Consider the following 15,482-nt stretch of genomic DNA (forward strand, 5'->3'; position numbering starts at 1 on the left):
CCGGGCGTGGCGGGCTACCCGAGTATGTCGAGAGCGAACGCGACCCCCGTCGCCCGCTCGCTGGCCGTCCACAGCCGCGCTGCGGCGGTCCGGTCGTGCGCGCGCGGTCGCGCGGGCACGAGGCTCGGCGGTCCGGCGAACTGGAGCGGACCGCCGGGCCCCCAGTACTCCCCCGAGCGGACACTCCCGCCCACCGCGGCGTGCACGAGCGGCCACGCCCCGGCGTCCTTGCCCTGCGCCACCCAGCCCGATCCCGCGCGCATCCACGCCGGCTCCGAGCGCGTCGGGGCGACGTCCGGGCGGGGCGGTGCGGCGGCGTCGAGTGCCAGTCCCGGGTGCGCGACGACGCTGCGCACCCGCGACCCCGCGTCGCCGAGCCGCTGCGCGAGCTCGAAGCCGAACAGCATCACCGCGAGCTTGCTCCTGCTGTACTGCCGGTGCCCCTCGTACCGCCCGACCGCGAGGGGATCGGTGCGGTCGAGCGCGGCGAAGCGGTGCGCGATGGAACCGAGGTGCACGACCCGGCCGGTGTCCTGGTCGAGCGCGGGCAGCGCCAGGGCGGTCCAGGCGAAGTGCCCGAGGTGGTTCGTCCCGACCTGCAGCTCGAACCCCTGCGCCGTGCGCTGCGGCCGGGCGGACCCGACGACGCCGGCGTTGTTCAGGAGCGCGTGCACCGGCCCGAGTCCCGGCAGCTCGGAGGCCGCCTCGCGGACGCTGCCGAGGTCGGCGAGGTCGAGGTGCAGGTGCACCAGGTCGGCGTCGTCCACGTGCTTCCGGATGCTCCGCTCGGCGGCGGCGGCGCGGTCCGGGTTGCGCGTCGCGAGCACGACCCGGTGTCCCTGTGCCGCGAGCTGTTCCGCGGCGTGGTACCCGAGCCCGGCACTGGCGCCCGTGACGACGACGGTGCGCCGCCCGGGCGCCGGGGTGTCAGCGGACATGCCCGGCGGACTCCATCTGGCGCAGGGCCTTCTTGAGGTCCTGGACCTCGTCGCGGAGCCGTGCCGCGAGCTCGAACTTGAGCTCGGCCGCGGCCTGCAGCATCTGGTCGTTGAGGTCGGCGATGGTCGCCTCGAGCTGGGTCGCGCCCTCGCCGGCGATGCCCTCGCGGCGCAGGTTCGGCGTGGGCGACCGACGGCCGTCGGCGGCAGGACGACCCTCGAGCAGCGCCTTCGTGTCGTCGCTCTCGCGCTGCAGCACCTCGGTGATGTCCGCGATCTTCTTGCGGAGCGGCTGCGGGTCGATGCCGTGCTCGAGGTTGTAGGCGACCTGCTTCTCGCGACGCCGGTCGGTCTCCTCGATGGCCTGCTGCATGGAGTCGGTGATCTTGTCGGCGTACATGAGCACCTGGCCCGACACGTTGCGGGCGGCGCGACCGATCGTCTGGATCAGCGATGTCGACGAGCGGAGGAACCCTTCCTTGTCGGCGTCGAGGATCGCCACGAGGGACACCTCGGGCAGGTCGAGGCCCTCTCGGAGCAGGTTGATGCCGACGAGCACGTCGTACACGCCCTGGCGCAGCTCGGTCAGCAGCTCGACGCGCTTCAGGGTGTCGACGTCCGAGTGCAGGTACCGCACGCGGACCCCCGCGTTCCCGAGGAAGTCCGTGAGCTCCTCGGCCATCCGCTTGGTCAGGGTCGTGACGAGCACCCGCTCGTCGCGCTCGACGCGGAGCTTGATCTCCTCGAGGAGGTCGTCGATCTGGCCGTCGCTCGGCTTCACCACGATCTCCGGGTCGACCAGGCCGGTCGGCCGGATGATCTGCTCGACGACGCTGTCCGTCACGCCGAGCTCGTACTTGCCCGGGGTCGCGGACAGGTAGACCTTCTGGCCGACGCGCTCGAGGAACTCCTCCCACGTCAGCGGGCGGTTGTCGAGTGCGCTCGGCAGGCGGAACCCGTGCTCGACCAGGGTGCGCTTGCGGGACGCGTCGCCCTCGTACATCGCGCCGATCTGCGGCACGGTGACGTGCGACTCGTCGATGACGATGAGGAAGTCGTCCGGGAAGTAGTCGATGAGGCAGTGCGGCGCCTCGCCCGCGTCGCGCCCGTCCATGTGCCGCGAGTAGTTCTCGATGCCCGAGCAGAACCCGATCTGCTCCATCATCTCGATGTCGAACGTCGTACGCATCCGGAGCCGCTGCGCCTCGAGCAGCTTGCCCTGGCCCTCGAGTTCGGCGAGCCGCTCGGCCAGTTCGTCCTTGATGCGCTCGATCGCCCGGTGCATCACGTCGGTGTCGGCCACGTAGTGCGACGCCGGGAAGATCGAGACACCGGGCAGGTCCGCGATGACGCTGCCGGTCAGCGGGTGCAGCGAGGTCAGTGCCTCGATCTCGTCACCGAACATCTCGATGCGGATCGCGTGCTCCTCGTACATCGGGATGATCTCGATGGTGTCGCCGCGCACGCGGAACGTGCCGCGGGCGAAGTCGACGTCGTTCCGCTGGTACTGCATGCCGACGAACTTGCGGACGAGCTGGTCGCGCGAGATCGTCTGCCCGACGTGCAGCGCGATCGACGCGTTCATGTACTGCTCCGGCGTCCCGAGGCCGTAGATGCAGGACACCGTGGAGACCACCACGACGTCGCGCCGGCTGAGCAGCGAGTTCGTCGTCGAGTGGCGGAGTCGCTCGACCTCCGCGTTGACGGACGAGTCCTTCTCGATGAAGGTGTCCGTCTGCGGGACGTACGCCTCTGGCTGGTAGTAGTCGTAGTACGAGACGAAGTACTCGACCGCGTTGTTCGGCAGCAGTCCGCGGAACTCGTTCGCCAGCTGCGCGGCGAGGGTCTTGTTGTGCGCGAGCACGAGCGTCGGACGCTGCACCTGCTCGATGAGCCAGGCGGTCGTGGCCGACTTGCCGGTGCCGGTCGCACCGAGGAGCACCACGTCGGTCTCACCGGCGTTGATCCGACCGGCGAGCTCGGCGATCGCCGCCGGCTGGTCACCGCTCGGCGAGTACTCGCTGATCACCTCGAAGGGACGGATCGCCCGGGTGGGCTCGATCGACACTGCCATGCCGTCAACGGTAGTCGCGACCCCTGACACGACGCGGCCCTGATCGCCCACAGCTGAGCGTGTGCGCGACGGCGCCGCACCACGTCACCCGGCGATGCGCTCCCACACCTCGTCCGCCGAACGGAGGGTGTCGGCGAGCGAACCGGTGGCGTCGACCACGTGGTCCGCGAGGGCAAGTCGCTCCGCGTCGGACGCCTGTGCGGCCACCCGTCGCTCGGCCTCCGCACGGGGCAGGTCCCGGTGCGTGACGAGCCGCTCGACGCGCAGCGCCGCGGGGGCGTCGACGACGACGACCGCGTCGAACCGGATCGGCCGACTGCCCCGCGCCTCGGCGAGGAGCGGGACGTCGTACACGACGACGGCGTCGGGGTCGGCGGCCTCGGCCTGGTCGAACGCCTGCTGCGCGAGGCGCCAGACCTCGGGGTGGGTGATCGCCTCGAGGTCCTTCCGGGCGGCGGCGTCGGCGAACACGATGCTGCCGAGGGCGGGACGGTCGAGCGAGCCGTCCGGCGCGAGCACGCCCGGCCCGAACCGATCCGCGACGCGGGCGAGCCCGGGGCTGCCCGGCGAAACCGCCTGCCGCGCGAGCTGGTCGGCGTCGACGACGACCGCGCCGTGCTCCGCCCAGCGCCGGGAGACCGTGGACTTGCCCGCGGCGATGCCGCCTGTCAGACCGATGATGCGCACCGCACCAGGCTACCCAGCACGTCGTGGGACGCCGGAAGCCCGGCACCCCATCAGGAGTGCCGGGCTTCCGGGACGTGCGACCCGCTCGATCAGTTGTTCGAGCTGAGCTTCTCGCGGAGCGCCGCGAGCGAGGCGTCGTCGGCCAGGGTGCCCTGACCGTTCGACTCGCTCGAGAAGGACGACGAGGACGAGCTCGACGCCGAGGCGGGGAGGTCGAAGCCACCCTTCTCCTCGTCGGCGATGGTCTTCGCGACCTGCGCCTTGTGGGCCTCCCAGCGCGACTGGGCGGCCGCGTACTGGGCCTCCCACTCGGTGCGCTGGGTGTCGTAGCCCTCGAGCCACTCGTTGGTCTCCGGGTCGAAGCCCTCGGGGTACTTGTAGTTGCCCTGGTCGTCGTACTCGGTCGGCATGCCGTAGAGCGCCGGGTCGAACTCGGTGCCCTCCGGGTCCACGCCCTCGTTCGCCTGCTTGAGGCTGAGCGAGATGCGGCGACGGTCGAGGTCGATGTCGATGATCTTGACGAAGACCTCGTCACCGACGGAGACGACCTGCTCGGCGAGCTCGACGTGCTTGTTCGAGAGCTCCGAGATGTGGACGAGACCCTCGATGCCGTCGGCGACGCGGACGAAGGCACCGAACGGCACGAGCTTCGTGACCTTGCCCGGCGCGATCTGACCGATCGCGTGGGTGCGGGCGAAGACCTGCCACGGGTCCTCCTGCGTGGCCTTGAGCGAGAGCGACACGCGCTCGCGGTCCAGGTCCACCTCGAGGATCTCGACGGTGACTTCCTGACCGACCTCGACGACCTCGCTGGCGTGCTCGATGTGCTTCCAGGAGAGCTCGGAGACGTGGACGAGACCGTCGACGCCACCCAGGTCGACGAACGCACCGAAGTTGACGATCGACGACACGATGCCCTTGCGGACCTGGCCCTTGTGGAGGTTGTTGAGGAAGGTGGTGCGCGACTCGGACTGCGTCTGCTCGAGCAGGGCGCGGCGCGAGAGGACCACGTTGTTGCGGTTCTTGTCGAGCTCCAGGATCTTCGCCTCGAGCTCCTGGCCCAGGTACGGGGTCAGGTCGCGGACGCGACGCAGCTCGATGAGCGAGGCCGGGAGGAAGCCACGGAGGCCGATGTCGACGATGAGGCCGCCCTTGACGACCTCGATGACCGTGCCGGTGACGACACCGTCGGACTCCTTGATCTTCTCGACGTCGCCCCACGCACGCTCGTACTGCGCACGCTTCTTCGACAGGATGAGGCGACCTTCCTTGTCCTCCTTCTGGAGGACCAGGGCCTCGACCTCGTCGCCGACCTCGACGACCTCGTTGGGGTCGACGTCGTGCTTGATCGAGAGTTCGCGCGAGGGGATGACACCCTCGGTCTTGTAACCGACGTCGAGGAGGACCTCGTCGCGGTCGATCTTCACGACGGTGCCGGAGATGAGGTCTCCGTCGTTGAAGAACTTCAGGGTCTTCTCGACCTCGGCCAGGAAGTCATCAGCCGAGCCGATGTCGTTGATGGCGACCTGCTTGGGAGCCTTGGTCGTGGTGGTTGTCATGTAGAGATTGCTCCGAACGGACATGAGTCGGGCCGTGACGGCGAGGGAGCGACCCCCTGGTCCGCACCTGTCGCAGGTGCGAGCCGCCGCAGCGGTGTGTGTGTGGTGGCGCGGATTGCGCCGCTCGAGTCTAACCGGTGCGCGTCCGCGGAGACAACCGGGCGTGTCGCCCGGTGACGCCCGACGGAAAGGAGGCACGTGGCGGGGCCGCCACGCGCCTCCAGACCGGTGCACCGCTGACGGCGCCCGGGTCGGGTCAGCCGAGCAGCGCGCTCCGGAGCGTGTCGAGGCCGACGCCGCCGAGCGCGAGCGCGCGGTGGTGGAACGCCTTCAGGTCGAACGCGGCGCCCTCGCGGGCGGCGAGCTCGTCGCGGATCGACTCCCAGACGCGCTGCCCGACCTTGTACGACGGAGCCTGTCCCGGCCACCCGAAGTACCGGGCGACCTCGAACTGCACGAACTCCGGTGCCATGTTGACGTTCTGCCCCATGAAGTCGAGGGCGTACTCCCACGTCCATCCGCCGCCGTCGGGGTTCGTCTTCTGCAGGTGAACACCGATGTCGAGCACCACACGGGCCGCCCGCATCCGCTGCCCGTCGAGCATGCCGAGGCGGTCGCCGTCGTCGTCGAGGAACCCGAGCTGCTCCATGAGTCGCTCGGCGTAGAGCGCCCAGCCCTCGACGTGTCCGGACGGGCCCGCGAGCTGGCGGCGCCAGGTGTTGAGCTCCCCGCGGTTGTAGACCGCCTGGCTGATCTGCAGGTGGTGTCCGGGGACGCCCTCGTGGTAGACCGTCGTCTTCTCGCGCCAGGTGCCGAACTCCGTGACGCCCTGCGGCACCGACCACCACATGCGTCCCGCACGCGAGAAGTCGTCCGACGGGCCGGTGTAGTAGATCCCGCCCTCCTGCGTCGGGGCGATCCGGCACTCCAGGCGCTTGATCGGGTCGGCGATGTCGAAGTACCTGCCGTCCATCGCCCGGATCGACGCGTCGCTCGTCTCCTGCATCCACCGCTGCAGGGCGTCCGTGCCGTGCAGGACCCGCGCGGGGTCGGCGTCGAGGACCTCGATCGCGCGCGCCACCGAGGCTCCGGACTCGATGCGGTCCGCGATGCGCTCCTGCTCGTCACGCATGCGGGCGAGTTCCTCGATGCCCCACTCGTACGTCTCGTCGAGGTCGACGACCGCTCCGAGGAAGCGTCGGGAGTGCAGTTCGTAGTCCTCGCGCCCGACGGCGTCCACCGGGGTCGCGAGCGGCAGGAGCTCGTGCTCGAGGAAGCCGCCGAAGGACCGGTAGGCGGCGGCTGCGACCTCGGCGCCGCGGACCAGCTCGGCACGGAGCGCGTCCGGGATCGGCGCGCCGCCCTCGAGCGCGGCACCGTCGACGAGCTGCCGGAAGAAGCCGTCCGCGGCACCGTTGCGCGCGGCCTGCTCGGCGATGAGCTCGATCTGGCGCTTCGCGGGCGTGACCTGCTCGCGCGTGCCCTGCAGCAGGGTCTCGCGGTAGCCCTCGAGGGCGTCGGGCAGCGCGTGGAGGCGCCCGGCGACGTCCTGCCAGTCGTCGGTCGTCGCGGTCGGCATCAGGTCGAGGACGTCGCGGAACTCCTGCGCGGGGCTCGCGATCACGTTGAGGTCCCGCAGGTGCAGCTTCCGCTCGTGCGACTCGACGACCAGGTCGAGCTCGGCGCCGAGGTCGGTCTTCGTCACGCGGTCCACGTCGTCCGTAGCCTCGGCGGCGTCGAGGGCGCGGCGGGCGGAGCGGGCGGCGTCGGCCATCGCGTCGGCACCGGCGGGCGAGGTGTCGCCGTACCCGTCGGTGCGCCCCGGGACACCGATGTAGGTGGCGACGGTGGGGTCGAGGTCGACGAGGGTGGACACCCAGTCCTCGGCGACGCGGTCGACGGCGGACGGCTGGCGGACGGGTCGGTCTTCGCTCATGCCCCGACCCTACCGACCGGCGCGACGCAGGCCGAGGTCCTGCTCCTCGGACGCGGGCGCCGACGCGAGACGCCGGCGTCGGGTCCGCGCCGTCGGGTCCGCGAGACGCCGGCGTCGGGTCCGCGCCGTCGGGTCCGCGAGACGCCGGCGTCGAGGCGGGACGCCCCCTTCTGAGCGGAACGCCGTCGGATCCGGCGGCGTCTCGGCGCCAGCACGGCGTCTCGGAGCCAGCACGGCGTCTCGGGGTCAATACGGCGTCTCGGGGTCAGTACGGCGTCTGGGCGCCAGCATGGCGTGAAGTGACGGACGACGGACGGGAGGCACGGTGCCGGCTGGCACCGTGCCTCCCGTCCGTCGCGTGGTCACGTCGCGACCCGCAGCGCTCAGGTCCGCAGCGCCCAGGTCCGCTGCGGTCAGGTCCGCTGCGCTCAGTTCCGCAGCGCGCGGTCCCGCGGCGCTCAGTGCGCCGCGGCCTCCCAGTTCGGGCCGACGCCGACGGAGACGTCGAGCGGGACGCTCAGCTCGGCGGCCGCCCCCATCCGCGTCCGCAGGATCTCCTCGACGCGCTCCTGTTCGCCGGGGGCGACCTCGAGGATCAGTTCGTCGTGCACCTGGAGCAGCAGGTGCGACTCGAGCGAGCCCTCGCGCAGGTCCTCGTCGACACCGAGCATCGCGATCTTCATGATGTCGGCTGCCGAGCCCTGGATCGGCGCGTTCAACGCGGCGCGCTCGGCGTTCTCGCGCAGCACGCGGTTCGGGCTCTTCAGGTCGGGGAAGGGACGACGGCGACCGAAGATCGTCTCGGTGTAGCCGTCCTCGCGGGCCTGCTCGACGACGCCCCGGAGGTAGTCGCGCACGGCGCCGAACCGGGCGAAGTACTCGTTCATGAGCGTCCGGGCCTCGGACTGCTCGATGCGCAGCTGCTTCGACAGGCCGAACGGGCTGAGGCCGTACGCCAGGCCGTACGACATGGCCTTGACCTTGGTGCGCATCTCGGGCGTCACGTCGGCCGGCTCGACCGAGAAGACGCGGGCGCCGACGAAGCGGTGCAGGTCCTCGCCCTCGTTGAAGGCCTGGATGAGCCCGGGGTCGCCGGACAGGTGCGCCATGATGCGCATCTCGATCTGCGAGTAGTCGGCGGTGACGAGCGTCGTGTACGGCTCGGCGACCGCGAAGGCCGACCGGATGCGGCGCCCGACGGCGGTCTTCACCGGGATGTTCTGCAGGTTCGGGTCGGTCGACGAGACGCGGCCCGTGCTCGTGCCGGTCTGCTCGTAGCGGGTGTGGATGCGCCCGTCGACGACCGCGGCGTCGAGCGTGTCGACGATCTGCCGGAGCTTCGTCGCGTCTCGGTGCTGCAGCAGCAGGCCGAGGAACGGGTGCGGGTGCTGCTCCTGCAGGTCCGCGAGGCTCGCGGCGTCGGTCGAGAAGCCCGTCTTCGTCTTGCGGGTCTTCGGCATCGCGAGCTCGGTGAAGAGGACCTCCTGCAGCTGCTTCGGCGAGCCGAGGTTCACCTCGTGCCCGATCTCGGCGAAGGCCTGCTGCGCGAGTTCGGCGGCCCGCTCCCCCAGGTCGTGCGACAGCCCGGTCAGCACGGGCCGGTCGATGCCGACGCCGATGGTCTCCATGCCCGCGAGCACCGGGACGAGCGGCAGCTCGATCGTGTCGAGCACACGGAGCGAGGACTCGTCGACCCGTGAGCGCAGCGCGGTGTCGACGCGCAGGACGTACCAGGCGTGCACGCCGACGTTCACCGGCTCGGTCTCGGGGACGAGCTGGTTCGGGTCGGCAGTCGGCAGTTCCTCGCCGAGTTCCTGGTAGACGAGGTCGGCGAGCGGCTGCCCCTGCTTGCCCGGCTGTGCGATCCATCCGGTGATCCGAGCGTCGCCGGCGATGCCGTTCACGGTGATGCCGACCGTGCCGAGGGCCTTGATCGCGGCCTTGGCGTCGTGGAAGTGCTTCGGGGCGTCGGAGGCGAACCACGCCGCGAGCTGCTCGTAGTCCTTCGCGCCGCTGCCACCGGGCACCAGGACGGCGTCGTCGTGGGTGGCGATGCCGATCGCGCTGAGCCGGCCGTCGATGACCTCGACCGCGACGCCGAACCCGTTCTCGGCGTCGTTCGCGCCCTTGCGCTCGAGCCAGTAGCCGAGCTCCTCGTCGATGACCGTCGTCACCTTCGGCGGGGTGGGGGCGCCGTTGTCGACCGAACCGGGGGCGTCGGCGGCCTCGCTCGGCTCGCCCGTGCCCGCCACCTTGAACACACGGTCGAGCAGGGTGCGGAACTGCAGCTTCGCGAAGAGGTCGCGCACCGCCTGCTCGTCGAGCGGTCGCAGCGCGACGTCGCCGGGGCCCACGGGCAGCTCGACGTCGTTCACGAGCCGGTTGAGCCTGCGGTTCCGGATCGCCCGGTCCTTCTGCTCGCGCAGGTTGTTGCCGACGACGCCCTTGATCTCGTCGGCGTGCTCGAGCACCCCGTCGAGCGAACCGTACGCGGTGATCCACTTCACCGCGGTCTTCTCGCCGACCTTGTCGATGCCGATCAGGTTGTCGCTGGTCTCCCCCACGAGGGCGGCGATGTCCGGGTACTGGTGCGGCTCGATGCCGTAGCGCTCGTACACCTTGTCGCGGTCGTAGCGGGTGAGCTCGGAGACGCCGCGCACCGAGGGGTAGAGCAGCGTCACGTCGTCGTTGACGAGCTGGATGGAGTCGCGGTCACCGGAGACGACGTAGACCTGGTAGCCCTGCTCGGACCCCTGGCGGGCGAGGGTCGCGAGGATGTCGTCGGCCTCGTAGTCCTCCTTCGTGACCGTCGTGATGCCCATCGCCTCGAGCGCCTGCTGCAGGAGCGGGATCTGGCCCTTGAACTCCGGCGGGGTCTCGGATCGGGTGCCCTTGTAGTCCTCGTACTCACGCGTGCGGAAGGAGAACCGGGAGATGTCGAACGCGACCGCCAGGTGGGTCGGCTTCTCGCGCTGGAGGAGCATGAGCAGCATCGAGATGAAGCCGTGGATGGCGTTCGTGTGCTGCCCCTCGCGGTTCACGAAGCTGTCGACCGGGAGCGCGTAGAAGGCCCGGAAGGCGAGCGAGTGGCCGTCGATGACCATGAGGGTAGGCTTTGCGGAGTCCGACACCCGGACAGCCTACCGACGCCATCCGACACGGGAGTCCTGCGCGCGTGACCGACGAAGCGACCACCACCGGAGCCGTCGACGGACGGCTCGCCGACCGCGGCATGGGCGAGCTCGCCACGAAGATGGGCATGGAGATCACCGAGCTCACGGCCGAGCGTGCCGTCGGGTCGATCCCCGTCGAGGGCAACCGCCAGCCGGTCGGTCTGCTGCACGGCGGCGCCTACGTCGTGCTCGCCGAGAGCCTCGGGTCGATGGCCGCGAACGTGCACGCCGGCCCTGGTCACTACGCCGTCGGCATCGAGCTGAGCGCGTCCCACTCGCGGAGCGCGACGAGCGGCCGTGTCACCGGCACCTGCACCGCGATCCACCTCGGTGGCACCTTGACGACGCACGAGATCGTCCTGACCGACGACGAGGGGCGCCGCTGCTCCACCGTGCGGATCACGAACATGATCCGCGAGCGGCGCTAGGGTCGCCGACCGCGGTCAGTCCTCCGGGGGTCGCTGCAGCAGCAGGCGCGCGTCCCCGAACCCGAGCCGCCGGTAGAGCCGCTCGCCGACGACGCTCGAGTGCACCACGACGCGCTCCGCACCGGCTTCGTCCGCCACGTCGAGCAGCGCCGCGACGAGGTCGTTCGCCACGCCCCCGCCGCGCAGGTCCGGGTGCACGTAGACGCTCTGCAGCTCGGCCGCGACGCGTCCCCGCGGCCGGTGCGGCACCGGCGGACGGGCGTTCAGCGCGAGCCAGGCCATCCCCAGCACGACGCCGCCCCGCTCCGCGACGACGCACCGGTGCGAGTCGGCGTGCTCGTCGGCGAAGGCCGTCATCGCCTCGCGGTACTCCTCCGGAGTCACCGTCGGCGCGCGACCGTCCTCGTCGACGCTCCACCGCCACCGCAGGTCGGCGACCGCCGACATGTCCGCCGACCGGGAGGCTCGGATCACCACGTCGTCCATGCCCCCACCCTGCCACGTGGCGGCGCTGCGGCGGGGCCGACCCGCGCCTCCCGTCCGACGCTCTGCCGCGCCGTCGGCGCCCCGTCTCCGACATCGCGCTCGTCGTTCGACGAGTGCGATGTCGCACGGTGCACCCGCATCCGATGCAAGCGCATCGTCCGACACCGCGCGCGTCGTTCGACCGGTGCGATGTCGCACGGTGCCCTTGCGCCGACGGTCGCCTCGGTCGGGACGCGGAGAGCGCCGCCGGACCGGGTCCGGCGGCGCTCTCCACGTGAGCGAGTGGGGGCTCGTTACTTCTTGGCGCTGAGCTGCTCGATGATCGCCTTCGCGACGTCGTGCATGGTCAGGCGGCGGTCCATCGACGCCTTCTGGATCCAACGGAACGCCTCGGGCTCGGTGAGGCCCATCTTCTCGTTGAGCAGGCCCTTGGCGCGGTCGACGAGCTTGCGGGTCTCGAAGCGCTCGACGAGGTCGGCGACCTCGGCTTCGAGCGTGATGATCTGCTGGTGGCGCGAGAGGGCGATCTCGATCGCGGGCAGCAGGTCGTTCGGGGTGAAGGGCTTCACGACGTAGGCGAGGGCACCGGCCTCGGTCGCGCGCTCGACGAGGTCCTTCTGGCTGAACGCCGTGAGGAGGACCACCGGAGCGATGTGGTTCTTGGAGAGCTTCTCGGCAGCGGAGATGCCGTCGAGCTGCGGCATCTTGACGTCCATGACGACGAGGTCCGGGCGGAGGTCGGTCGCGAGCTGGACGGCGGTCTCGCCGTCGCCGGCCTCGCCGACCACGTCGAACCCGTTGTCGCGGAGGATCTCGACGATGTCGAGACGGATGAGCGACTCGTCCTCGGCGACGACGACGCGACGCGGTGCTGCTGGGGTTGCTTCTGTGTCACTCACGACCGAGAGCCTACTAGACGGAGCGCGCGGCTTCCGTCAGCTGTGTACGAGTGGCGGGACGCTCCGTGTGCGCAGCCCCGCACGCCGTGAGCGACCTTGTACGAGTGGCGGGACGCTCCGTGTGCGCAGCCCCGCCCGCCGTGAGCGACCTTGTACGAGTGGCGGGACGCTCGGTGTGCGCAGCCCCGCACGCCGTGAGCGACCTTGTACGAGTGGCAGGACGCTCCGTGTGCGCAGCCCCGCACGCCGTGAGCGACCGTGTACGAGTGGCGGGACGCTCCGTGTGCGCAGCCCCGCCCGCCGTGAGCGACCTTGTACGAGTGGCGGGACTCGAACCCGCACGCCGTGAGGCAGAGCATTTTGAGTGCCCCGTGTCTACCGTTCCACCACACTCGCGAGGGCACCAGGCTAGCAGGACCGCCAGCCGGCCCCGGTCGTCACACCGGCTCCAGCGGCTGCGGCTCCCCCGCCGGCAGCTCGACGCGGACGGCGTCGCCGGCACGGACCACACCGCCCGTCACGACCACGCCCATCACACCGCCCTTGCGCTCCACGGTGCCGTCCTCGGCCCGACCGAGGACCGCGCGCAGCAGCCCGGGGTCGAAGTCGTTGATCTGCTGGCACGGGTTCCGGAGCCCCGTCACGCGGACGCACGCCTCGTCGCCGAGGTGGAGCAGCGTTCCCGTCGGCAGCCCGAGCAGGTCGACACCGCGCGTGGTGACGTTCTCGCCCATGTCCCCGGGGACGACCACGTGCCCGGCCGCTGCGACCTCGTCGAACACCTCGGCGTGCAGCAGGTGGACCTGCCGCAGGTTCGGCTGCGAGGGGTCGCGGGCGACGCGCGACCGGTGCTGGACGGTGGTGCCGGCGTGCGCGTCGCCCTCGACACCCCACCCCGCGACCAGGGTGATCTCCTCGACGACGGGCTTGCTGAACCGGTGCTCGGTGTCGCGGGCCACCGCGACGATCCGACCGGGCTCCTGAATCGCGCTCACGTCCCCATCGTGGCAGACGCGGGCGCCCGACCGACAGTCCGGTCCGCTCCCGGTACGGGGTCGACCGACCGGCCGGCGACCGGCAGGCGGAGCACGAACCGCGCACCGCCGAGCGTGCCGTCGTCCCCGTGGACGAGGGTGCCGTCGTGGGCGGTCGCGATGCCGCGGGCGATCGGCAGACCGAGCCCGGCGCCGCCGGACCGGACGTCGCGGGAGCCCTCGAGCCTGACGAGCCGGTCGAACACCCGCTGCCGGTCCACGAGGGGGATCCCGGGTCCGTCGTCCTCCACCACGAGCACCGCCTCGCCGTCGTCCTCGTCGAGCGTCACGCGCACCGTCCCCGTCCCGCCGGTGGCGCGTGCAGCGTTGTCGACGAGGTTGCCGAGCACCTGGGCCAGCCGGTCCGGATCGACCTCGGCGACGACGGCGTCCGAGGGCAGCTCGGTGTGCAGGGCGATGCCCGGCAGCCGGAGCTCGAGCCGGTCGACCTCGGCACGCAGCCACGGGACGAGGTCGGTCGTCCGTCGGTCGAGGGCGATGCCGCGGTCGAGCCGCGCCATCGTGAGCATGTCGTCGACGAGCCGGGCCGCCCGGTCCGCCTGGCGCACGACGTGCACGGCGAGCACCTCGGTCGTCGCCGGGTCGTCGCCGCCGCTCCGGACGAGGGTGTCCGCTGCTGCGCGGACCCCGGCGACGGGGGTGCGCAGTTCGTGCGCGGCGTCGGACAGGAAGCCGCGCACTCGTTCCTCGGCGGCCACGGCCTGGGCCTCCGCGCCCTCGACGGCGTCGAGCATCTCGTCGAACGCGACGGCCACGCGGCCGATCTCGGTGTCGGTCCGTGCGGGCCGGAGACGCCGACCACGGTCGCCGTCGGCGATGGACCGCGCCGTCGCGGTGACCTCGTCGAGCGGGCGCAGCGCCCGCCGGACGACCAGGACGACGCCGACGACGGCGACCCCGAGGAACGCCGCGGAGGCTCCGCCCATGACCCACGCGAGCTGCGCGAGGGTCTCCTGCACGTCGCGCGTCCCGGCGGTGAGGGTGATGCGGGTGCCGTCGTCGAGGACGGACCGGAGCGTGAGGACGCCGTCGTCGTAACGCACGCTGGACGACACGACCGACGCGCCCGACGTCGCCGCGCCGGACGCGGAGCCGGACGACCCGGCGGACGACGACCCGGCCGACGACGACCCGGGGCCCGTCGACCCGGAGGACCGCTCGCGCGCTGCCGGTCCCGGCAAGCCTCCGGGGTCCGGCGGCCCGGAGCGCAGCTGGTCCGGGGTCGGACCGGCCTCGACGGCGGCGCCGTCGGGCTGCACGATCCGCACCGAGAGCCCCTGCGCCGACAACCGGTCGGCGAGGTCGTCCGCGTCGAGCACCCCCACGAGCGCGGCGGCTGCGGCAGCCCGGTCCCGCAGGCGGTCCTCGACCTGGGCGCGGAGCCGTGCGCCGAGCACCGCCTCGACCGCGACGACGAGCCCGGCCAGCAGCACCGCGAGCAGCACGAGCACCGCCACGACGGTGCGGAGGCGCAGGGACGTGGTGCGCAGCCGACCGCCCGCGGGCATCACGCCGCACCCCGGTCCACGGCGAGCCGGTACCCGAGCCCCCGCACCGTGTGCACGAGTCGGGGGCCGTGCGCCTCCATCTTGCGCCGGAGCGCGCTGAGGTGGACCTCCACCAGGTTCGGCGCGATGTCCTCGTACCCCCAGACCTGCGTCGTGATCTGCCCCTTCGAGACCGTCCGGCCCCGACTCTCGGCGAGGAATCGCAGCAGCCGGAACTCGGTGGCGGTCAGGTCGAGCAGGACCCCGCCGCGCCGCACGGTCGCGCCGTCGGGGTCGAGCACCAGGTCGCCGACCTCGATCACCGACGGCACCCTCCCGCGCCGCCGGAGCACCGCCGTGACACGGGCCACGAGCTCGGCCATCGCGAACGGCTTCACCACGTAGTCGTCGGCCCCCTCGGCGAACCCGCGCAGTCGGTCGTCGAGCTCGTCCCGCGCGGTCATCATCACGACGGCGGCGTCCGATCGGGTGCGGACCCGTGCGGCGAGCAGGATGCCGCTCGGGCCGGGCAGCATCCAGTCGAGCAGGACGAGGTCGGGGGCGGCACGGTCGAGGTCGTCAGCGATCGAGCGGCCGTCGGAGGCCTCGGTCACGACGAACCCCTCGGCGCGCAGGGTCGCGGCGACGGCGGTGCGGAGGGAGTCGTCGTCCTCGACCACCAGGACACGTGCGTGCGTTCACGGCGGACACGGTAGGTGGGCACTGCCCGCAGGGAGCCTGGAGGACGCTGGAGGATCCC

General features: G+C 71.7%; 12 protein-coding genes and 1 tRNA gene. 1 reads left to right on the forward strand and 12 read right to left on the reverse strand.

The window, feature by feature from the left end:
• Positions 1-14 precede the first annotated feature (14 nt).
• From C1N91_RS08695 to polA, 6 genes are all read right to left on the reverse strand, one after another.
• Positions 15-938 carry an SDR family NAD(P)-dependent oxidoreductase gene (locus C1N91_RS08695; protein WP_137767405.1) on the reverse strand — a complete coding sequence of 308 codons (924 nt, stop codon included), beginning with the start codon at positions 936-938 and terminating at the stop codon, positions 15-17.
• Complete coding sequence (gene uvrB / locus C1N91_RS08700; RefSeq protein ID WP_175415968.1) at positions 928-3,012, reverse strand: excinuclease ABC subunit UvrB; 2,085 nt, start codon at positions 3,010-3,012, stop codon at positions 928-930. The genes C1N91_RS08695 and uvrB overlap by 11 nt, the downstream gene beginning before the upstream one ends.
• An 84-nt stretch (positions 3,013-3,096) precedes the next feature.
• Positions 3,097-3,699, reverse strand: a complete 603-nt coding sequence (coaE, locus tag C1N91_RS08705; RefSeq protein WP_137767406.1) for a dephospho-CoA kinase — start codon at positions 3,697-3,699, stop codon at positions 3,097-3,099.
• A gap of 89 nt (positions 3,700-3,788) precedes the next feature.
• Positions 3,789-5,258 carry a 30S ribosomal protein S1 gene (gene rpsA / locus C1N91_RS08710; protein WP_058727787.1) on the reverse strand — a complete coding sequence of 490 codons (1,470 nt, stop codon included), beginning with the start codon at positions 5,256-5,258 and terminating at the stop codon, positions 3,789-3,791.
• A 256-nt stretch (positions 5,259-5,514) separates the two neighbouring features.
• Positions 5,515-7,194 carry a DUF885 domain-containing protein gene (locus C1N91_RS08715; RefSeq protein WP_137767407.1) on the reverse strand — a complete coding sequence of 560 codons (1,680 nt, stop codon included), beginning with the start codon at positions 7,192-7,194 and terminating at the stop codon, positions 5,515-5,517.
• 458 nt (positions 7,195-7,652) lie between these two features.
• Positions 7,653-10,325: a DNA polymerase I gene (gene polA / locus C1N91_RS08720; protein ID WP_137767408.1), complete on the reverse strand. Its 2,673-nt coding sequence runs from the start codon at positions 10,323-10,325 to the stop codon at positions 7,653-7,655.
• A gap of 101 nt (positions 10,326-10,426) precedes the next feature.
• Between polA and C1N91_RS08725 the strand changes: the two genes are divergently transcribed.
• Positions 10,427-10,795 carry a PaaI family thioesterase gene (locus C1N91_RS08725; RefSeq protein WP_137768745.1) on the forward strand — a complete coding sequence of 123 codons (369 nt, stop codon included), beginning with the start codon at positions 10,427-10,429 and terminating at the stop codon, positions 10,793-10,795.
• A gap of 15 nt (positions 10,796-10,810) precedes the next feature.
• Here the strand turns inward: C1N91_RS08725 and C1N91_RS08730 are convergent, their stop codons facing one another.
• The 6 genes from C1N91_RS08730 to C1N91_RS08755 all read right to left on the reverse strand — a co-directional run bounded on the left by C1N91_RS08730 (position 10,811) and on the right by C1N91_RS08755 (position 15,402).
• Positions 10,811-11,281: a GNAT family N-acetyltransferase gene (locus C1N91_RS08730; RefSeq protein WP_137767409.1), complete on the reverse strand. Its 471-nt coding sequence runs from the start codon at positions 11,279-11,281 to the stop codon at positions 10,811-10,813.
• A 293-nt stretch (positions 11,282-11,574) separates the two neighbouring features.
• Positions 11,575-12,180, reverse strand: a complete 606-nt coding sequence (locus C1N91_RS08735) for an ANTAR domain-containing response regulator (protein WP_022903868.1) — start codon at positions 12,178-12,180, stop codon at positions 11,575-11,577.
• Between the two features lie 315 nt (positions 12,181-12,495).
• Positions 12,496-12,576 (reverse strand) — tRNA-Leu (locus C1N91_RS08740).
• Between the two features lie 41 nt (positions 12,577-12,617).
• Complete coding sequence (locus C1N91_RS08745) at positions 12,618-13,175, reverse strand: MOSC domain-containing protein (protein WP_137767410.1); 558 nt, start codon at positions 13,173-13,175, stop codon at positions 12,618-12,620.
• Positions 13,172-14,743 carry a sensor histidine kinase gene (locus C1N91_RS08750; protein ID WP_137768746.1) on the reverse strand — a complete coding sequence of 524 codons (1,572 nt, stop codon included), beginning with the start codon at positions 14,741-14,743 and terminating at the stop codon, positions 13,172-13,174. Before C1N91_RS08750 ends, C1N91_RS08745 begins: the two co-directional genes overlap by 4 nt.
• On the reverse strand, positions 14,743-15,402 hold the full coding sequence (locus tag C1N91_RS08755; RefSeq protein WP_254678199.1) for a response regulator: 660 nt from the start codon (positions 15,400-15,402) through the stop codon (positions 14,743-14,745). Before C1N91_RS08755 ends, C1N91_RS08750 begins: the two co-directional genes overlap by 1 nt.
• Between the last annotated feature and the right edge of the window lie 80 nt (positions 15,403-15,482).

The sequence above is a fragment of the Curtobacterium sp. SGAir0471 genome, from assembly GCF_005490985.1.
Taxonomy (GTDB): Bacteria; Actinomycetota; Actinomycetes; order Actinomycetales; family Microbacteriaceae; genus Curtobacterium.

What these genes read in the sequence shown, in the direction of transcription:
- C1N91_RS08695 (WP_137767405.1), bottom strand. Translation starts at nt 938, where the DNA reads ATGTCCGCTGACACCCCGGCGCCCGGGCGGCGCACCGTCGTCGTCACG.
- uvrB (WP_175415968.1), bottom strand. Translation starts at nt 3,012, where the DNA reads ATGGCAGTGTCGATCGAGCCCACCCGGGCGATCCGTCCCTTCGAGGTG.
- rpsA (WP_058727787.1), bottom strand. Translation starts at nt 5,258, where the DNA reads ATGACAACCACCACGACCAAGGCTCCCAAGCAGGTCGCCATCAACGAC.
- C1N91_RS08715 (WP_137767407.1), bottom strand. Translation starts at nt 7,194, where the DNA reads ATGAGCGAAGACCGACCCGTCCGCCAGCCGTCCGCCGTCGACCGCGTC.
- C1N91_RS08725 (WP_137768745.1), top strand. Translation starts at nt 10,427, where the DNA reads ATGGGCGAGCTCGCCACGAAGATGGGCATGGAGATCACCGAGCTCACG.
- C1N91_RS08730 (WP_137767409.1), bottom strand. Translation starts at nt 11,281, where the DNA reads ATGGACGACGTGGTGATCCGAGCCTCCCGGTCGGCGGACATGTCGGCG.
- C1N91_RS08750 (WP_137768746.1), bottom strand. Translation starts at nt 14,743, where the DNA reads ATGCCCGCGGGCGGTCGGCTGCGCACCACGTCCCTGCGCCTCCGCACC.